Origin of the sequence: Sodalis sp. (in: enterobacteria) (assembly GCF_036327475.1) — a bacterium.
Lineage (GTDB): Bacteria > Pseudomonadota > Gammaproteobacteria > Enterobacterales > Enterobacteriaceae.
Genome location: NZ_CP132913.1, coordinates 1365828 through 1384617 on the forward strand (window position 1 = coordinate 1365828; position 18790 = coordinate 1384617).

Here is an 18790-nt window from a genome sequence, read left to right on the forward strand (position 1 = left end):
GCACGTTACATTGCTGTTGCTCAAATTATGTGTTTTAGGATTAGTCATAGGATTGACCAGTGTTGTCATGCGTTCCGCACAGGCGACGAAAACTATACGGAATATTTGCCCGACGGCGCTAACCTGGCGCTGGTGGTGCAAAAGCGGGGCCGCGGCCCGTTATTGATTATCACAGTTAGCAGCTGGCCTTGCCAGCTAGCGCCATAGAAGCTGCGCACTGCACTGGCAGCGCTGTTGAAGCTGGGCCTGTCGCTTTTACCACCGCCATCGAAGCGGCCTCCGCGCTGGTTGGCAGCGCGCTGCAAGGCAACCTGACCACGCACTTCGGCGGCGATCCTACGTTTACTTGACAGCGTTTGCGCAATCATGGTGGCCGAGCTGTGTAAGCAAGACATCAAAAAAAATCACCGGTAACCTAATTATCGACACCTCTGTGTTTGCCAGCCATGACAGAGCCCTCAGCTGGCCATTGAACGATCTGAAGCGGCGCTTTAGCGCCCCGCCGAGCGCGGCCATTGTCGATCGCAACTGTCTCTCGGTGTCGTTCTACAGCGCCCGGACGACCGGGGAGCCAACGTTTATCTACGTCGCCTCGTGTACCCAGTGCATATGTTCAGTCAGGTGCGAGCATGGGCCGCGGCGCAACATTGCGAGCTGGAGATGGTGCCGGAAGGGCTTGACCGCTATACCCTTACTAGCTGCATGACCGAGCTCAGCCCGCCGGGACACATTTGAGTGCAATCCTCTTCCGCGCGGCTGCACAATTTACTACATATTATGCTGATTACTACATATTATGCTGAAAATCCGGCAATATGATTGCCGACACGGTTTTCGCATGATTGGCCACGAACGCTTTAATGTGCCGGGCACCCAGCGCACGGACTCGGATGCGACGCACCAGATCCTGCATCAGCAGGCGGGAATCGATCTGGACAACAGTATCAGGGCGGATGGTTCCGGTCTGTCGCGCCACGATTTGATTTCCCCTCCACCATGATGCAAGTGCTGCAATATATTAGTCAGCACGATCAGACGTTGGACTTTATCTCCACGCTGACACTGGCGGGTTATGAGCACGCTCATGTACCACGCGGGTCTGCATGAAACTGTGGTCGACGGCAAAGTGGTTGGCGAAAACCGGCTCGCTATAAGGGCTACGGCCTAACGGGCTTTTTCGCCACTGCCAGCGGTCAACGTATGGCGTTTGTGCAATATCTCTCCGGCTATACCTCTCCGACTATGCAGCCGGTAGAATAACCAGCCGTTTCGCGCCAAGTTGGCCCACACGCCGACCAGGTGACACTCTTCTTTCCTACAAGCGGTCGGCGATGATTTTCAATTTCCGCAGATCATGGCAGCAGATGGCAGGCATCAGGTGTTCGATGTGCCACTGTCGTCGTTATCGTTGAAGCGACAGTGGTGACCTTGACCGATCTCGACGACATGCCATAGGAATGCACATGAACTGTGAAGCTATGCAGATACGCCATTACTCTGCCCTCCCCAATCTGCCCCTCACAACGTCGAATTTCGTTCCGCGCACAGTACGCTCTTGCCGTGGCATCTAAATCTTCGGTCAGTCCTGCTTACGCTCGAACAGGAATTACTCCTCGTGGAATGAATGAAACTAGCCAATCGCGACATAGGAAGAGGGGTGGCAAGTAGCTCGCCAGGGAAAAGCGACACGCCATACGCTATTGTGACGGCATCAGGTCATAGGTCGGCGGTAGGCGTCCGCAGGAGTAAGGCGGCCGATCCAGAGAGCATAGCGGCATCCACTACGCAACGAATGGGCGCTACTCTGTACCGCGCTTTGGTTCCCTCAATGACTTCGGCAAGGCATGTCAAAACAGTATCACATCCCACGTTATGTGTATTGAGGTACGAAAGCGTTCGCCAGCAGACGCAGCCATAGCCGGTGAACGCTTGCGGAGCAACAGAGATATTAGTAGCTCACGTGACACGGCAACGGCGAACGGGAATGCGGTGACAGACAAGTCCGCGGCAGCGGTGCAGCATGGGCCGGCGTGCCCTTAACATTAAGGGGCGCGGAGCGCTACTGGGCGCGCGACGGAGTGCTCACAGGCTCGCTCTTCGCCATAGCGACAGACGTCGCCGTAGCCCATGGCCTCTTGGGCGTCCGACATGTTGTCGTTGATGTCGGTCGCTACGGCTAATGCCCCTCGTACCAAGGGCGGCGGCGTCGCCGAGATCGGTAACCGCATCGCCAGAATACTGGTCATATCGGTCCTCAGCGGTCCTCAGCGGGCGTTAGGGGCCTGTACGGTCCATCAGCGTAGGGGCGCACGCGCGCGGCACCGGACGCAAGGCGTGTCCTTTGCCTCCGGTGCCGCGCCACTGGAATTTTAGCGGATTCTTCAGCGATAGTAGAAATACATTACAGCCTGAAAAGACATTCTCCCGGGCGCAATGCGCGGTTAGGCAGCGCTATCGTGTGGCTGGGCGGGCAAAGCCAGTAAACCAGCTATCGCCAACCGGGCCATGCCTTGACCACCGAGGGGAAAAGTTAATGATTCTCAGCGCTAATAGATCGTTTCCACGTCCTTATCCCCATTATCATCCAGAACCTCTTCGGCTTCCGTCTGCATGAGCTGATAGATCGCGGTGATAATCAGCTACATGCATTCCACTTTTTCTAATCCTGCCTCGGGCGTCGCCTGCTCTTTAGGATGTGCGTTGATAAACGCCATCAGATCCCGGCACAGCGCCTTTACGCCGTCGCGATTGCCGGCGGAAATCAGATAGTATTGCGTTTTCCAACCCAACGCCTCGGCAATAGCCTTGGCGCGCGCTGTCCCTTCCTCAGCGCCAAGCAGATCCACCTTGCTGAATACCAGCCAGCGCGGTTTGGCGGCCAGCTTTTCACTGCAGCGTTCCAGCTCAGTGACGATAATGCGGGCGTTTTCGAGCGGATCGGACTCGTCCACCGGTGCCAGATCGACAAGATGCAGCAACACCCGGCAGCGCTCCAGATGCTTAAGGAAACGCATACCCAAGCCAGCGCCATCGGCCGCGCCTTCGATCAGTCCGGGAATATCCGCCACTACGAAGCTCTGCTCGTTATCCATGCGTACCACGCCAAGGCTTGGTACCAGCGTGGTAAACGGATAATCCGCTACCTTCGGCTTGGCCGCCGATACTGCGCGGATAAACGTAGACTTACCAGCATTGGGCAAGCCGAGCATACCGACGTCTGCCAACAGAATCAGCTCAAGCTGGATCTCGCGGATCTCGCCTTTGGTACCGTCGGTTTTCTGTCGCGGCGCCCGATTGACTGACGATTTAAAACGCGTGTTGCCCAAGCCGTGAAAACCGCCTTTGGCCACCATCAGCCGCTGCTCGTGGCTGGTCATATCGCCAATGACTTCATTGGTACCCAAATCTAGTACCCGGGTACCCACCGGAACTTTGATAACGATGTCTTTGCCGCGCTTACCAGTACAATCCCGGCTCTGGCCGTTTTGTCCGCGCTCGGCGCGAAAGTTTCTCTCAAATCGGTAATCGATAAGGGTGTTCAGATTTTCATCCGCTAGTAGCCACACATCGCCGCCATCACCGCCATCACCGCCGTCCGGTCTACCGCGGGGGATGTATTTTTCCCGGCGAAAGCTGACACAGCCGTCGCCGCCATCGCCAGCCGCCGCCAAAATGGCGGCTTCGTCAACAAACTTCATGATAAGTCTCCATACCCATTTGCAGGACAGCTTATATAACGGCGATCGAGACCCGTCTGTTTCAGCCCGGGCCACCAGTGGTGACCGACAGCGAAACACATCGCACCTTGACCGCACTGCTATGGCCGACAAAGTTCAGCGACGGCGGCACGAAAGCTGCAGGTCAGAACAACGCCAGCAAATTAGAAAAATCATGGCAAACAACGGTGTCAGGGTAATAATTGCTCACTTGCGCCGCCTGCCAGTCCGATGACCTGGGAGGCGATAGGGTCCCAGCATTGTAGTGGCGTACCGAAAGACAAGGTTGCTCAAAAGCCGTGTGGTCTCTGCCGCGCCGCGAGCGCCGCCAGGCACCACTAGCGGAAAAATAACCGCGCCTGATACCGATCATAGTACCACTACGGTGTAAAGCTCCATGGTAGTAAAGACCCGCTTCATGGCATGGGGAGCCGCCCAGCACATAGCAGTGGTCAATGTGAGCGTAGCGCCGGTGCCAGCCTGCTATGCAGGCTGCTGCGTATTTTCATGATGAACAGTGAGCATAAGACAATGGAACAAGGCAAAAGGCCTCGTAACCAGGTGCGAGGCTTTACTCGGCTGTCGGAGAACGCAAAATTTATTCAGCAACGATGCTAACAAATTTACGGTTCTTCGGGCCCTTCGCTTCAAACTGAATTTTACCCGTCGTCAAAGCAAACAGCGTGTGATCTTTACCACAACCTACGTTGATCCCCGGGTGGAACTTGGTTCCACGCTGGCGGACGATAATGCTGCCGGCATTTACCGTTTCGCCGCCGAAGTGTTTAACACCCAGGCGTTTACCTGCTGAGTCGCGACCGTTACGTGTAGAGCCGCCAGCCTTTTTGTGTGCCATGAGTCTGCCCTTCTGTTAAGTGCTAATAGCGGTGATTTTAACGTCAGTAAACCATTGACGGTGCCCCTGATGCTTACGGAAGTGCTTACGGCGACGAAATTTTACAATCATAACTTTATCGCTGCGACCGTGAGCTACAGCTTCTGCCGTGATCTTGCCACCGTTCACGAAAGGACCGCCAATCTGGATGTTGTCGCCGTTAGCGATCATCATAACCTGGTCAAACTCAACAGCTTCACCCGTTGCAATGTCCAGCTTTTCAAGACGAACGGTCTGACCTTCGCTCACCCTGTGTTGTTTACCACCACTTTGGAAAACCGCGTACATAAAAACTCCGCTTTCCGCATGCTCAATCTGTAATCGTCTAGAGCGTGCTATAAATATTTACAACAGAACGTGGATTCTAGGCAAGAATCTCACTAAAGACAAGTACAGAATACATGCAAAAGCGAAAAGTGCAGTTTCTTCATCGCCATTTATCTCTTACATTTTTCAAGTACAATCAAGCAACACTCTTTCCGCCATTCGGTCCCGTGTACGGCATTACACTGACGGTATACCTATAAACCGATAGAAAATAATGAATCTTGAAAAAATTACTGAACTGACCGCGCAGGATATGGCGGAGGTAAACACGGCAATTCGCGAGCAGATAAACTCAGAGGTCGCCCTGATAAATCAGCTCAGCCACTACATTATCAACGGCGGCGGCAAACGCATCCGGCCCATGATTGCGGTGCTAGCGGCACGTGCGCTGCACTATGATGGCAATCAGCATGTTACCGTTGCCGCGCTGATCGAATTTATCCATACTGCCACGTTGTTGCATGATGACGTGGTGGATGAATCAGACATGCGCCGTGGCAAAGCGACGGCCAACGCAGCGTTTGGCAACGCCGCCAGTGTCTTGGTCGGCGATTTCATCTATACACGCGCTTTTCAAATGATGACCGCGCTGAAATCCCTGCGTGTGCTGAAGCTGATGTCTGAAGCGGTTAACATTATCGCTGAAGGAGAAGTGCTACAATTAATAAACCGTAACGATCCGGATATCACAATCGACAGTTATATGCGGGTTATCTATAGTAAGACTGCGCGGCTGTTCGAGGCGGCGGCGCAGTCCTCTGCCATATTGGCCGGCGCTGATGCCCGCCAAGAGGCGGCGCTGCGCGATTACGGCCGTTATCTGGGCACTGCCTTTCAACTCATTGATGACCTGCTGGATTACGGCGCGGACGGGAAAACGCTGGGTAAAAATACAGGCGATGACTTAAACGAAGGTAAGCCGACGCTCCCGTTGCTACACGCCATGCGTAACGGCACGCCAGAACAAGCGGCACTGATCCGCCAGGCGATCGAACAGGGCAATGGACGCCACCTGCTGGAGACAGTACTGGACACCATGCACCAGCACGATTCCCTGGGGTACACGCGCCGGTGTGCGGAAGAGGAAGCAGATAAAGCTATCGCCTGTTTAGACTGTCTGTCGTCTTCCCCTTACCGCGATGCGCTAGAGGACCTGGCCCACGTGGCGGTACAGCGTGGCGCTTGAAAGCGTAATCGTCATGAAGAAAGGAATCTCTCTAGAAAATTCTGTTACTCTTCTTGCAGCCCCAGCCGTACGATAAATGTGCTTGTTGCCTTCACGCGCAACAAAAGCAATCACCCGCTCTTTCACGGTCAACTACCTGTAGATGATTTTCAGGTAGGGCCACTGACCTCTTAGCGCTTCAAGAGCCCATTCGACGTCGTTCCTCGTCCCGTATTTTCCAGCGGATCGAACACATACTCCACGCTCCTGCCCCTTCTCCCTTTTGCGCCACCGGTGCCGTTTTCACGTCTGGCAAGATCACAAAGCCCTTGATGGGTACCGGGTAGTCCGTTGATGGGTACTGGGTAGTCCGGCGACGGACAGCAGGTTCTGCGTGTTGAATCAGGCATGTTTCATGAGATTTCATGCTAAATTTGACCTGCACAACAAATTAGAATTTATTTGGAAAATTAAAAGCTTTTAGGAATTTTTGTGCTATATATTTTAACTAAAGGCTATGATCATTGTCATCATTTTATCTGCATTGATCAGTTATACCATTAACCCGTGTTTGTCTCACAGCGCTAGAAATATGGGTGCAAGAAATATATTGGCGCCTGTGGATATCATCGCGGCACTCTGTAAATACGGAGCCTGCCTGGCTGCGGTACCGCGTGCGTCGGGATTGAGTTCATCCACGCTGACGGACGCCAAGTCCTGGCCAAAGATGAATGGTTCATCGCCGATGTACTGGAAGTCTATTCTCCGGTGATATGGCCCAGCCGCTGCTCGATAGAAAAAGCCTGATACGCCAGCGTTGATCCTCGGCGCCAAGGAAGAGCCATGCCTTTCCTGGCGCATTATTTCATTCCGGCCTGAGGTCGTTAACTGGCTCATCCGGATAGTCTAGAGCTTTAACATGTTCAACACACCTTCACGCACGATATAAAGAGACGATAAAAACGAAAAATCGCGCTCCGCATCGGAAAGTTGCCGATGAATTTCGTTCCAGGTTGCTGACGCCTCCTGTGAAGCCCTAAAGAAAGCGTCCTGTTATGTCGGCAAACTGTGCTAGGCACACGCTACTGCTTTGCCGCGCGCACCTTCGCGCCGCCTTTTTTCGCCTTCCTCCTTGGCTCGCCGATTCAATTCCTGTCGTGTTTTACCCAATCAATTCGTGTGTTGTAATCCATTCTTTTTTATTTCTGTTTTAATCCCCTCCTTGTATTGTGGCAAGCCTGGCGCTATCGCCATCGCGCGGTTTAGGCGGATACTGTGTTTAGGCGGATACTGTGGAACTTACAGCACCTGATTCCCATTCCGCTATTACGACAATATTTAACGTATGACATTACATGTTGTCGTAACGCTCATTACAATACAAAAAGCGTATTGGATCAAAGGTAGCATTAAAAAATAAGATCAATGCCAGCTATTAGAATAGAACATAAAATTTATATAATATTCTTTCTCTTAAGAAATAAGTTTTATGTGAAAACGAATGACAACCGGTTCACCATGAATAGCGCCTCGCCGATAGCGGCCCTACTTGACGCCTAGGCACGCCGCGCCAGCCAGCGCTTTGGCGTAGCAATACCCCTATCCGGGCGAAACGCTCGACGAAACAATGGCGGCTGTGACTATAAATGGCCACGCCGACGCAAGGATCATAGCACTATATCCTCACGGCAGCAGCAGGCTGCTGCTGCAGGAACTGGTCACCGAGCGCAATGTCATGATTGAGCGCCGCGCGCATTCCTATAATTCCTGCTGCGCGAAGTCACTTGAGGATGCCAAGCGGCTTCCGTTCGCTAACCCTACAGCCCCAGTAGCAATGGTTGGACAAAAGCGGGAAAACGCCGATTTGCTTACTGACATAGGCGCATTCGATAATGCCCTGCTTCCCCTCCTGCAGCGTCCGCACCAGCGATAGCGTAAAGCAGCGGGCTGCAGCTTATCCCACTGTAAACGTGGCCGATCCGGCGCCGGATTTAGCCTCCACTACCTCGGTGCCGTCGTTGCGGATGCGCCACGTCAGGAGATTCACTTCTTCATCACTGAAAGTGATCCCACACATGCGATAACAAAGGCAGAATGATAACGCCTGACAATTGCCTGCCACCGGCACCTCTATTTGATCCGGTCGCTGCCCTTTCATGTCCACTACATAACTGTCGGCACGGATGGCGTCTAGTGTGGTGATACAAAAAGCTTTTGCGGCTGATAGACTCCGGCCTGCGCCAGCACGCCAACGGCGATGGCAACCAGGGCATTCACCGGATATAATACCGATGAGCCCGCCACAATCAGCACGATATCGGCCCGAGTGACGCCGGTGACGTGTCTGGACCGCAAAAACACGCACCTTCACCGGCTCGATGTCATACAGCGAGAGTTCCCTATCCTAAACGGGTTGTCAGCACCAGCGCCTAGCCGATGCTGCCTGCCGCGACGAGCAGTGTGGCCTCCATTATAATCTTCTTATATCCCTACGAAGAACGGCATCTCATGCTCTACTGAAAAGTTAAAGGCATCGCCTAATGAAGACAATTGATGAATACCAGGATTGCGACAGCGCATGGAGAAGCAGGGCATCTGTAGACGTGTTGCAAGTTGTAGGCTTTTCACCCACCCATGGATAGCGAAAGCCGTCTTCTGTAGCAATTTCATTGCATAAAAATTCATAAACATGCACAATAATCTGTTAGATAATTGGCTTTCTCTGCGGTAAACATGCGAAATCAATCGAAACAGAAAGAACTGGCCAGGGCGTTCAATGCGCCACTGGAAGAGAAAAAATCAGCCCTCAGGGCGAGATTGTGCTTGCGCTGCAGGAGACGGGCTTTGAGAACATTAATCAATGCAAGGTCGCGCGCATGCTGACTGAATTCGGCGCCGTACGCACTCACCATGCCAAGATGGAAATGGTATATTGCCTGCAGGCGAAGCTGGGCGTTCCCGCCGCCAGCAGCGCGCTGCTGGCGATGATACGATCTTTACCACGCCCACGCCTGGCTTCTCGGTCAAACGACTGTAGAAATTATTCTAGTCCACTTTAACAAGAGCTCTGACGCCCAGCCGATCGTGTCCCGGCGCCTGCTAGCCTATGCTTGCCGCTCGGGCGCCGCCATTGCCGTGGCGGTCGCACGCGTGCCAAGAAGCTACCGCGCTTTCCTGCTAAATAACACAACGCCCGCGCGCCCTAATCTGCCATCATGCGCAAAGCCAGGTCCGATAAGTTCAACGGCGTTTTAAATATTGTCTTTACCCGGTAGGTTTTCACCTCGGCAAATAGCGTGAGATCGGATGCTACATGGCAGAATAAGGGACTTTATCTGTAGGCCAACAGGAAATCAGACTGCACTTTTAGCCACATCAACTTATTCGCATGCTTCTACAAGATTTTACATGATTTTACAAAATGCGCTTATTTTTTACGCATAGTTGATAACTTTTTCTTCTAACACAAAAACTATTAGTAAACTACGTCGCTAGTGTGTGCTTAGCTTCATGATAAGCACACACTAGGAGAAAGATGAGCATTATAAAGGGGTTAAAATGATGAAAACCAGAATGTACCGTGTAACCGAAGCCTACGCACACGCCACCGCAAATAATCAGTTCGCCAGAATCCGGACGGTTGCCCGCGGCAACGCCTGGCAGATTAGCGCCACCTGGCGGGCATGCTTTTGATAGCACCATACAATGTGTCATGTTGTGAAATACTATAGACGATGAGGGAATCATTTGAAGTCTAGCAATGAGTTACCCCGCTAGCGGGGTTGTCCTGGCGCAGAGCGCTTCCCTTCCTGCCGCGAGAAAGCGCTGTCCGGGTCTAACACCCCTCAGGAGTGACGGCGCCAGCTTATTTTTACACATTTCATGGTGTTGGAACGGGGCTCCAGTACCGCCAAGATTCGTGCCGTGCCACCGATTTTGCTGCGCAGCGCCGCAAGCGGCGCCAGGATAACCGTGGGATTGGGCAAAATCATCGTAAACCGTCACGCCGTTGGCGGTACCTTTCATCTCCAACAGCCGGCAGGCATTGATAAAGCAGTCCAGCGCCTGGCATGAGTCCGCCGGCTGTACGCCGACGTGGCGAACGGCGGCAATAGCCATCAGCCATCAGCGAGTTATGCGTACGCCCACCAGTTGCCAACTGACCGCGCCAACGGGCTCATCGTGCAAATACGCCATACACCTTCTTCACCGGTGTATTCCGTTTCGCTCTCGCATCCCCATTGCCAGGGTATGTTTAAGATTGGCGTCATTATCCGCAAAATGTTCTTTCCCTTATCAGTCACTAGCCGGATCAGATGGTGGAACTGTTTCTAGATCGCTTTGAGATCATCAAATATAAGCGTGGTCAAATTCCAGATTATTCAGAATAAGGGTCGCGGACAGTAATTGGACGGACTTGAGCCGTTTATCGAAAAAGGCGCAATCGTATTTATCCTCCTCAACCACAAAGAACGGACCCAAGTCTAGCGGAGACAGAGAAATTGTCCGGCACACCACCAACTCCGAGCCGATGGCCTCACGTCTAAGAGAACGCACCAGTATCGCCAGGACCACATATAGCCTGTAAAGATGCCGCAGATAGCAAGAATTAGCTGCGTGTACCGCCTGTTCTAGCGCCTTGGTCGATTGATAGAAATGGTATTTAATGATGTACTAGCAATCTGTTTAAGCAAAATTGAATAAACTGACTTGTAGCGGTAAAAGAATTGCACCGCTTTTCATCTGTAGTTTCATGGTCCTTTTAAGGTACAGGAAATATATCATGAAAGCGTTAGGCGAATTTATTGTTGAGAAGCAACATGATTTTCCGCATGTCACCGACGAGATAATCACGTTATTTGAGCGATAAAGTTCGGAACTAAATTATTCATTGTGATATTAACAAAACAGAGTTGGTGGATATCCTCGGTATTAGCGGGTTGGAAACATGCAGGCGAAGTCCAAAGAGACTGGATCTGTTCGCGAACGAAAGGCTAAAGGCCCGTGGCCAGGTCGCGGGACATTTGCCTCTGGGGAAGGAGATGAAATTGTCGTCTTTGAAAGGATGAAACGGCAAGTACGTAGTGTTGGTGGATCCATCGGACAGTGCGTCCGATATCGACGTCAATTGTCTCGGTTGCTACTATTTTCTCTATCTATCCAGCGCGTCGCGTCGACCGGTACGCCGGTAACCAAAGAAGATTTCCTCAACCTGGCAATAAACAGGTCGCCGCCGACTATGTGGTCTACGAACCCCTCCACGATGCTGGTGTACACTACCGGCTGTAGCATACACGCTTTTACCTACGATCCATCACAGAAGTCTTTTATCTGCCCCATGAAAGCATGCGCCTTCCCGGGACTGGCAGATACACTCCGGAAACTACATTAAGTTTCTCAGCGGGAAATATATCAAATACTGCCAGGAGACGGACGATAACTTATGAGTGCAATCCGATAGAGTTTCTGGTCGAGCAGGCCAGTGGCAGGATCAGCGATGACAAAATCGCACACTGAATATTGAGCCGTACGAGCTGCATCAGCGTTTCGCATTCTTCACTGGCACCGAGTCCACGATTGATGATGTTGAATGCTTTGACCGCGATTACTCGAATAACGTTTAAACCTGGGAGCCGCCGGTGAGCATCGCGGGATATCCGTGCCGTGCTACTTTGCGTCCGCGTCACGGGCCGGAGACGGCGCCGCATTGGTCGACGCAACAGAGTGAACCATCCGCGGACGACAAGCTTCCCACAGCAGCAATCGGTTATACTAGCCGTTTCGCCATTCTTGAGAAATGTAAGGAAAACGACATGAGTTTGAATCAGGTACCAGCAGGCAAAGATCTCCCGGAAGATATTTATGTTGTTATTGAAATTTCGGCTAACGCGTTCCCCATTAAACATGAGGTTGACAAGAAAAGCGGCGTCTTGTTTGTCGATCGTTTCATATCCACCACGATGTTCTATCCCTGTAACTACGGCTATATTAACAACACTCTCTCCCTGGATGGCGATCCAGTGGACGTGCTGGTGCCGACGCCGTATCCGCTACAGCCTGGCGCCGTGGCGCGCTGCCGTCCTGTCGGCCTGTTGAAAATGATCGATGAATCCGGCGAAGATGCCAAACTGGTGGCGGTACCGCACACTAAGCTGTCGAAAGAATATGACAACATTAAAGACGTCGATGATCTGCCCCAGCTGCTGCGGGAACAAATCACCCATTTCTTCGAACATTACAAAGATCTCGAAGCCGGCAAATGGGTGAAGGTTGGCGGCTGGGATAATGCCGAAGCAGCCAAAGCCGAAATTCTCGCCTCTTTCGAGCGCGCTAAAAAGAAATGACACCGCCGAAAACCGCTTACACTGAGCGGTTTTCGGCCATTAACCAACGGTCGGAAGGTCTTCATATCGGCCCATCCAATCGCTTTTGGTGCACAGCGTATTAGTTTCCAGGACGGTGGAAACGTGCGGTACACCTTGCCATAGACCGCATCGTCGCCTCCAACTACCGTCGGATAATGGCCGAGATCGCGAAGCGCAATAGCCTGGAATAGTGTAATCTCCCAACTATTGGGCGTTGGTCATCCAGTAACTACTCCCCTGCTTGCGTTGCAGATTACCGTATGGTTAAAACTCAAACCAATAGAGCAAATCTAATGCCTGATTAAGACCAGACACGGCTTCCAGGTAAAGTTTCGGCATTAAACGATAACGCAGCGTTAACGTTATCAGTGAGTCAAAAATACCAATACCGTATTTGACCTGCAAACCGGGCGCGATATAGCCACTGACAACGACCTGAGAGCGGTCGCCAACCCCTTGCGTGTCCAGCGATAAATCGCTGACCCCGAATGCTTGTCCGATTTTACCCACAACTTGCCCGCTTTGTGCAACTCCCATTCCAATTAACATCGATGTCATTATATTGCTATCGGTACCGGAGGCATCCAGACCCTGTCCGCGCAGCAAATAAGACAGCGCCTCCTGTTGCGATTTGACCGGATCGGAAAAGACTTCCACTTTCGGCTGGTCGGCCAAGCCGGTGACACGTACCCCTACCGTGACATCATCCTCGGTGGAATCCGGATTGCGGATGGCCTCGATGTTAAGATAAGGCTGATCAACCGGGTCGGAAAACAACAACTGTCCTTTGTTGACGATCAAATCCTGTCCATAGGCGTGGAAGCGGCCGGAGGGAATATCGATTTGCCCGTTAAGCCCCAACCCATGCTTATCCCGCACTATTTTCAAATCACCTTTAAGCTTGGCTTTAAGGCCAAAAGCGTCCAGGTGCACATCGTCGCCGACATGCACCAGCAAGTTGGAAGTAATGGGGATAGCGGTGCTCTTCTTCCGCAGATTATCGTCCAGTAGCACTTCATCACTGGAGACGCCGACCGCGCTCTGCGGCATATCCTTCACTTCAATATGTGCCGAGGGAATATCAACCTTGCCATTAAAGGCGAACAGCGTCGGCATAGCCTCGAACACAATATCCGGCGATATGTCCAGCCGTACCATGGGCGGCACGGTAATGCGCACCCGATTACCCTGGGCATTGATACGCGCACGCCAGGCTGCCATCTGCCTCCAGTCGGCATCGCCTCTAAGGTTGACCTGGCCGTGGGTGGTCCCGATAAGCCCCTGTAGCGTAGAACGGGTCCCAGTGAAAGAGAGCGCCAGGCGACTGTCGGTCATGACAAAGGGCATGAAGTTGCCTTTAATAACCAGACGCTCCAGCTCCAGTTGACCGTATAGCTGCGGCCGCTGCACATCGCCACAGAGACGCAACGCGACATTGACCAGTCCATCGACGTTCTCGCCCCGTGACATTAACGGTTTTAACAGCCCCAGCGAAAGTTGATTGATGTTGACGTTGCCGGACAGCGCCCGACGATTTTGGAGATCCGCCATCTGCACCTGACCGTTGAACTGGCCATTGTCAGCGATTTTGAAAAGCCAGTCGAGATGGGCCAATCTGCTATCCAGAACGACATTGAGCATCAGCGTCTCAAACGCTACCGGCAGAGTCTTGCCCTGCACCGTTTGACTGATCTTTACGCCGTTGCCCACTAACGCCAATTTGCCCTGCGGTAGGCCGCCCCCCGTGGTCCAACGCATATCGGCCCGGCCGGTGAAGATGCCGCTGACATGTGTTTCCGCCGGTAGCATGGGTTTCAACATCGCCAAATCGAAGTGGTTCAGCAGCAAACTAGCCTGACCGGATGCCCCTATCTCACTGTTTTGCGGTGCGCAGATTTGCGCGTTAGGGTGCTGCCAGCAATGCGGGCCGACAATGAGATTGTTCATAATAGCCTGATAATCCAGCATCATTGCACGCGTCAACCGCCATTCCCCTATCGGCGTGGCGAAACTGGTTTGGCTGAGCGTTCCTTGCCAGCGTTGCTGTTGCCGATCGAAACCGCCGTTTAATTGCAACTGGCCGGCAACCGGCTCACCCTGCATCGCCAGCTTGAGCTTATGCTGCTTTTCATCGCCGCTCGCGTCCAGGGTCAGTTGGGCGATGGATAGCGCCCCTTGTAGAAACCTATCCAGCTGCAGTCGAACGTTACCGCGCACGATTTCGCTGAAATGAACATCGCCATGCAACGCAATGCGTTCGACGGTTAACTTTCCCCAGCGCAGTGCATATGCGTTGAGATCCATCAGCAACTGCGGCGCACGCAGATTGCCACGTAGTTTGATATCACCCGCCGCCCGGCCGCCTAGCCCTGGCAAAGCACCGTTCAGCGACGGTGCGTTGAACGCAGCGTCCAGCGCGAAGGCATCGTTCAATTCGCCTTTTACCGTCAACTTGTTGCGCCCCAACGTCAACAGTAATTGTTGCACCTGCCATTGGCCGGCGGCGTTACCTCCGAGCGACCCCTTAGCGGTGAGCGCGTTTTGCCGGATATGGCCATGGAGATCCAGTTCAGGCACCTGTAGTTGCCAATTGCCGCCATACAGACTGCCGAGGCTGATGAGTTTTCCGTCCAGTCGCACGGGCCAGTCCGGCCACTGGCGGGCAGTATTAATCCCGCTTAACGACAGTTCGCTACGCCAGCTAATGACGTGCCGCCAATCCACTACCGCGCTCAGATCGGTATTGCCTTGTAGCGCCGCCAGCCGTAGGCGCGATAGCGTAAAGCCGTCGGTATTGCCCTTTGCGTCCAGACTCACATCCGCCGGCGGCAGACCATCACCACTGAGCGCCGCTTTCAACGTCAGCCGATAATCCCGCGCCGCGCCGTCTAAGCGCAGGGCTAGACCTCGCGCCTGATATTGCGGCGTACCGGTTAACGGCCACTGCACGGACTGGCCATCAAGCGTCAATGTCAGCGGTAGACCCGCCTGCGCAAGGCGCGTTTTCAGCGCCAACTGTGCGGTGAGCGGACCGGAGAGATTGAGCGCGGCGCGCAGTTCATCGCGCATGTCGCCGTCCACTGCGAGGTCGATCTTCTCGCCTTTTAATTGTGCGCTATTTACAATAATGTTGATCCTCATCGACACCGGCCAACGTCCGCTAAATTCGGCGTTGCCGGACACGTTGAGCAAGCCCTTGGGCGAGTCGATGTCCAGCAGTTTCAATTCGGCATACCGATCGCGGGTCGCTGCCTGTAAACGTAAGCGGGTAATAAGCAGATTAGTATCTCCGGAGAAACGCAGATTTTCTCCTTCAATATCCTCAACCGTCAGATTCAACGGCAGGGTAAATGAAAGCGGCGGCAGGAGCGGCTTGGCGAACAGTGCGCGCAGCGTCTCGGCCAGCGGCGGCTGTACGCGAATTGCCGCCAGCGCCACCTCAGCATCAGTAGTGCGTTTTTGTACCGGTGTGCGTATGTTGGGTTTTATCGCCTGCGCGATGGTGGTCGCCGCCTTATCCACCACCTGTGCTGCCGTCGGCAACACCACCGCCAAACCGGCGATACGCGTTGGCGTCACCGTCAGATTATTGCCCTGAAACTGAAGGCCGGTGCTAAATTCGTTAAGGGTAATGCGGGTATTATCCACTTTGACCTGCACATTATTCAGTGTCAGACGGCGCAGGTTAAGCGGATATGGGGTCGATATGGAACCGCCGCCTGACGCCTTCGGTGCTGGTGACACGAATTCGGCGGTGTTTATGCCAACATTCACATCGCGCAGAAAGAGACCGTTGAGGCACAGCTGGCGATTCCGCAGACAACCAAAATCCAGCACAAGACGAAATTCGCCGACGCAGACTGTAACACCAGGTATCTGGTAACGTAACTGCTTAATGATTAAATTTCGCCAACCGCCGCTTACGGAGGCCATTTCCAGTCCCGATACCCAGCGAGCCGCGCCGTTCAACATCAAGTACAACCCGCTAGTGGTGCTCACTAGAAACGCTAGCGTACCCACTAGCAGCACAACTCCCAGGCAGATTTTCTTAACTATATTCAAAATTCCGGCCCCAGCCCAACATAGAGTTGCACACCGTGCTCATGTTCATCCGCCACCGGAGCGGCGATATCCAGCTTGATGGGTCCGACGAGCGATTGCCAGCGCACGCCGACGCCGGCACCGGTCTTGAAGTTGCTCTGTTTGATATCATTAACCGCCTCGCCACTGTCCACAAATACCGCGCCCCACAATTTGCCGGTGACGTTATATTGATACTCCAACGATCCGGTGGCCAGTTTGGAGGCGCCGGTCAATTTGCCGTCATCGTCGCGCGGCGACAGGGATTTGTATTTATAGCCGCGAATACTGCGATCGCCGCCGACAAAAAAGCGCAGCGAAGGCGGGACGCATTCAAAATCGTTGGTTTCGATCCAGCCTAAGTTGCCGCGGGCTACGAAGCGATGTTTCTCCGCCAGCGTGCGGATCCAGACGTTCTGTGCCTGCAGAATGACAAAATTGATATCCGAACCCCAGATGGTATTGGAAACATCCACTGAATAGCGCTGGCTGTCGCCCCAGGTGGGCATCAGTCCACCACGCTGGCGAGTCCGATTGATGCTGACGCCGGGATGGATAAGCATCGTAGTATCGGTAACGTTGGTCTGGGTAAAGTGACCTAGACTCCAGCGCAAATTGATAGCCCGCTGCCAGTCGTTGGACAGATCCCAATAGCGCGCCACATTCAGCGTGGTGGAATCCGCCTGGATATCACCGAGGTCTTCGCGTTTGAAGCCGCCTTGCAGCAAATAATATTGCTCCAACGGATCTTTGAGCAGCGAAATTTTATGGCTGACATCGGCCGCTTGCTCCGGCGTCGACAAGCTAAGGCTGGTCTGCAAACTGTGGCCGCGCGAGTTAAGCCACGGTTTGTTCCAGATGGTTTTTACCCGCGGTCCCACACCGGTGAGGTAGCCGACACCGATTTCGAGACTGTTACGACTACGCGGCGTCACGACCGCGTCCAGCGGCAGCGTTTTGCTCTGCTTACCTGAGGAAAAGTTAGGGGAGATCACCACCGAATTAAACCAGTTGGTGGCCGCCAGCCGGCGGTTTATCTCCGCCAGCAATTCGGCGCTGTAAGGTTCGCCCTCGCGTACTTTGGCGAGATTTTGCAGGTAATCTTCGCGGATCTGGGCGCCGTGGAAGCGCGCTTTACCGAAGCGATAGCGCTGGCCGCTATCAAAATCGATATCCCAATAAGCCTGGTAGCGCGACGGCGCTATAACCAACTGGCTTTTGCGAAACTCAGCGTCGAAATATCCCTTACGCAGCGCCAGGCTGGCAAAACCGTTTTTGAATCTATCGTAAGCGCCGTGGTTCAATACGGTACCAAGGGTGGGCTTGCCGTCTGACACCCACTGGCGATAATCGCTATCCTGCCACGCCTCGCCATGCAAAATGACATTGACGCCGGCGATTTTTACCGGCTTACCCGGTGTGATGCGGGCGATAAGTACATCGCGACCGCCGTTCACTGCCGGCTTAAAGACGAAATCGATGGTGGGCGAATAATAGCCAAGCGCCCGCAGCCCCTCGCGCACCACGTTATCCACCCGGCTTTGGAAGCTCGCGGAGGCGGTCACCTCATCGCTGCCAATAGTGGACAGGCGCGCGCGTACATTGCGCTGCAGGTCGCAGCTGAGCATCTCCACCTGCAGGCGGACGTTGGCGCTATGGGCCTGCGGCATCAGCAACAGCACGCAGAAAAATAAGGATTTTCGGCCACACCGTACTTTCACGCTGATGACCTCTGATTGTTTCTTTCCTGGCAAAATCTCTCCATCCGAGGGCATTAATGATATTATTAGTAGACTCAATTTGCCATTGGCAAAATTGCCGGGTGGGTCTTGCACGGCCGCAGCCGTCTCTTCGTCGGGCGCTGAGTAGCACTTACTCACCCAATGCTCAGGTGTATCAACCCTCTATGGTCAGTGATTTCCAGTAAAATTGATTTATCTTCACAGCATCATGTAATGATGCACTTTATTGTCGGTAAAGTGTGCCGATTAAACAACCCCTGAGGGGTTCAAGGCGGCGCAAATTTCTCACGCTCATTACGCGAAGTGAGTGCTATCGGAGCGCATGACGCCCATGCCCTTTTCCCCCACGCATCCGGTGCTGTACCCATTTCATGAACCACGTCCTGGAGGCATGGCGCTAGCTATATTCACCATGGGCTGTTTGGGGGCATGGAGCGGCTGTTCTGGCAATGGCCCGGTAACAGTACTGCAGCTGGCTATACCGGCGGCTATATCCCAAC

Annotated in this window: 12 protein-coding genes and 5 pseudogenes; 6 read left to right on the plus strand and 11 right to left on the minus strand. The window is 53.4% G+C overall.

Features of this window, described 5'->3' with window-relative positions:
- Window positions 1-27: 27 nt before the first annotated feature.
- Window positions 28-1239 (plus strand): annotated as a pseudogene (dacB, locus tag GPOALKHO_RS07395) (D-alanyl-D-alanine carboxypeptidase/D-alanyl-D-alanine-endopeptidase); the annotation flags it as partial.
- An 803-nt stretch (window positions 1240-2042) separates the two neighbouring features.
- Here the strand turns inward: dacB and GPOALKHO_RS07400 are convergent.
- The 4 genes and pseudogenes from GPOALKHO_RS07400 to rplU form a co-directional block, all read right to left on the minus strand.
- Window positions 2043-2246 (minus strand): hypothetical protein, encoded by a 204-nt coding sequence (locus GPOALKHO_RS07400; protein ID WP_406701945.1) that lies wholly within the window; start codon window positions 2244-2246, stop codon window positions 2043-2045.
- 300 nt (window positions 2247-2546) lie between these two features.
- Window positions 2547-3698: pseudogene (gene cgtA, locus GPOALKHO_RS07405) on the minus strand (Obg family GTPase CgtA).
- Between the two features lie 616 nt (window positions 3699-4314).
- A complete protein-coding gene (gene rpmA / locus GPOALKHO_RS07410) occupies window positions 4315-4572 on the minus strand; it encodes a 50S ribosomal protein L27 (protein WP_406701947.1) in 258 nt (85 codons plus the stop codon).
- A gap of 15 nt (window positions 4573-4587) precedes the next feature.
- Window positions 4588-4899 carry a 50S ribosomal protein L21 gene (gene rplU / locus GPOALKHO_RS07415; RefSeq protein WP_406701949.1) on the minus strand — a complete coding sequence of 104 codons (312 nt, stop codon included), beginning with the start codon at window positions 4897-4899 and terminating at the stop codon, window positions 4588-4590.
- Window positions 4900-5152: 253 nt separating this feature from the next.
- On the opposite strand from rplU, the gene ispB reads away from it, so the two are divergent.
- Window positions 5153-6124 (plus strand): octaprenyl diphosphate synthase, encoded by a 972-nt coding sequence (gene ispB / locus GPOALKHO_RS07420; RefSeq protein WP_406701950.1) that lies wholly within the window; start codon window positions 5153-5155, stop codon window positions 6122-6124.
- Between the two features lie 571 nt (window positions 6125-6695).
- Complete coding sequence (locus GPOALKHO_RS07425; protein WP_406703442.1) at window positions 6696-6875, plus strand: helix-turn-helix domain-containing protein; 180 nt, start codon at window positions 6696-6698, stop codon at window positions 6873-6875.
- A 1008-nt stretch (window positions 6876-7883) separates the two neighbouring features.
- Here the strand turns inward: GPOALKHO_RS07425 and GPOALKHO_RS07430 are convergent.
- From GPOALKHO_RS07430 to GPOALKHO_RS07445, 4 genes are all read right to left on the minus strand, one after another.
- Window positions 7884-8027: a hypothetical protein gene (locus GPOALKHO_RS07430; RefSeq protein ID WP_406701951.1), complete on the minus strand. Its 144-nt coding sequence runs from the start codon at window positions 8025-8027 to the stop codon at window positions 7884-7886.
- A gap of 30 nt (window positions 8028-8057) precedes the next feature.
- A complete protein-coding gene (locus tag GPOALKHO_RS07435) occupies window positions 8058-8261 on the minus strand; it encodes a hypothetical protein (protein WP_406701952.1) in 204 nt (67 codons plus the stop codon).
- 32 nt (window positions 8262-8293) lie between these two features.
- Window positions 8294-8458: a hypothetical protein gene (locus GPOALKHO_RS07440; protein ID WP_406701954.1), complete on the minus strand. Its 165-nt coding sequence runs from the start codon at window positions 8456-8458 to the stop codon at window positions 8294-8296.
- A gap of 126 nt (window positions 8459-8584) precedes the next feature.
- Window positions 8585-8788 carry a hypothetical protein gene (locus GPOALKHO_RS07445; protein ID WP_406701955.1) on the minus strand — a complete coding sequence of 68 codons (204 nt, stop codon included), beginning with the start codon at window positions 8786-8788 and terminating at the stop codon, window positions 8585-8587.
- A 48-nt stretch (window positions 8789-8836) separates the two neighbouring features.
- Here GPOALKHO_RS07445 and GPOALKHO_RS07450 point away from each other — a divergent pair.
- Window positions 8837-9093 (plus strand): annotated as a pseudogene (locus GPOALKHO_RS07450) (arginine repressor); the annotation flags it as partial.
- 853 nt (window positions 9094-9946) lie between these two features.
- Here GPOALKHO_RS07450 and GPOALKHO_RS07455 read toward each other — a convergent pair.
- A pseudogene (locus tag GPOALKHO_RS07455) lies at window positions 9947-10625 on the minus strand (UDP-N-acetylmuramate:L-alanyl-gamma-D-glutamyl-meso-diaminopimelate ligase); the annotation flags it as partial.
- 261 nt (window positions 10626-10886) lie between these two features.
- Between GPOALKHO_RS07455 and GPOALKHO_RS07460 the strand changes: the two are divergent.
- Window positions 10887-11727, plus strand: a pseudogene (locus GPOALKHO_RS07460) (fructose-bisphosphatase class I).
- 189 nt (window positions 11728-11916) lie between these two features.
- On the plus strand, window positions 11917-12447 hold the full coding sequence (ppa, locus tag GPOALKHO_RS07465; RefSeq protein ID WP_406701956.1) for an inorganic diphosphatase: 531 nt from the start codon (window positions 11917-11919) through the stop codon (window positions 12445-12447).
- A gap of 285 nt (window positions 12448-12732) precedes the next feature.
- On the opposite strand, the gene GPOALKHO_RS07470 is transcribed toward ppa, so the two are convergent.
- Both GPOALKHO_RS07470 and GPOALKHO_RS07475 read right to left on the minus strand, forming a co-directional pair.
- A complete protein-coding gene (locus GPOALKHO_RS07470; RefSeq protein ID WP_406701957.1) occupies window positions 12733-16530 on the minus strand; it encodes a translocation/assembly module TamB domain-containing protein in 3798 nt (1265 codons plus the stop codon).
- Window positions 16527-18218 (minus strand): autotransporter assembly complex protein TamA, encoded by a 1692-nt coding sequence (locus GPOALKHO_RS07475; RefSeq protein WP_406703443.1) that lies wholly within the window; start codon window positions 18216-18218, stop codon window positions 16527-16529. Before GPOALKHO_RS07475 ends, GPOALKHO_RS07470 begins: the two co-directional genes overlap by 4 nt.
- Between the last annotated feature and the right edge of the window lie 572 nt (window positions 18219-18790).

Excerpts from the sequence above, each read along its gene's own strand:
- GPOALKHO_RS07400 (WP_406701945.1), bottom strand. The coding sequence starts at position 2,246 with ATGACCAGTATTCTGGCGATGCGGTTACCGATCTCGGCGACGCCGCCG.
- ppa (WP_406701956.1), top strand. The coding sequence starts at position 11,917 with ATGAGTTTGAATCAGGTACCAGCAGGCAAAGATCTCCCGGAAGATATT.
- GPOALKHO_RS07475 (WP_406703443.1), bottom strand. The coding sequence starts at position 18,218 with ATGCCGCAGGCCCATAGCGCCAACGTCCGCCTGCAGGTGGAGATGCTC.
- GPOALKHO_RS07425 (WP_406703442.1), top strand. The coding sequence starts at position 6,696 with ATGGGTGCAAGAAATATATTGGCGCCTGTGGATATCATCGCGGCACTC.
- rplU (WP_406701949.1), bottom strand. The coding sequence starts at position 4,899 with ATGTACGCGGTTTTCCAAAGTGGTGGTAAACAACACAGGGTGAGCGAA.
- GPOALKHO_RS07435 (WP_406701952.1), bottom strand. The coding sequence starts at position 8,261 with ATGAAAGGGCAGCGACCGGATCAAATAGAGGTGCCGGTGGCAGGCAAT.
- ispB (WP_406701950.1), top strand. The coding sequence starts at position 5,153 with ATGAATCTTGAAAAAATTACTGAACTGACCGCGCAGGATATGGCGGAG.
- GPOALKHO_RS07445 (WP_406701955.1), bottom strand. The coding sequence starts at position 8,788 with ATGAATTTTTATGCAATGAAATTGCTACAGAAGACGGCTTTCGCTATC.
- rpmA (WP_406701947.1), bottom strand. The coding sequence starts at position 4,572 with ATGGCACACAAAAAGGCTGGCGGCTCTACACGTAACGGTCGCGACTCA.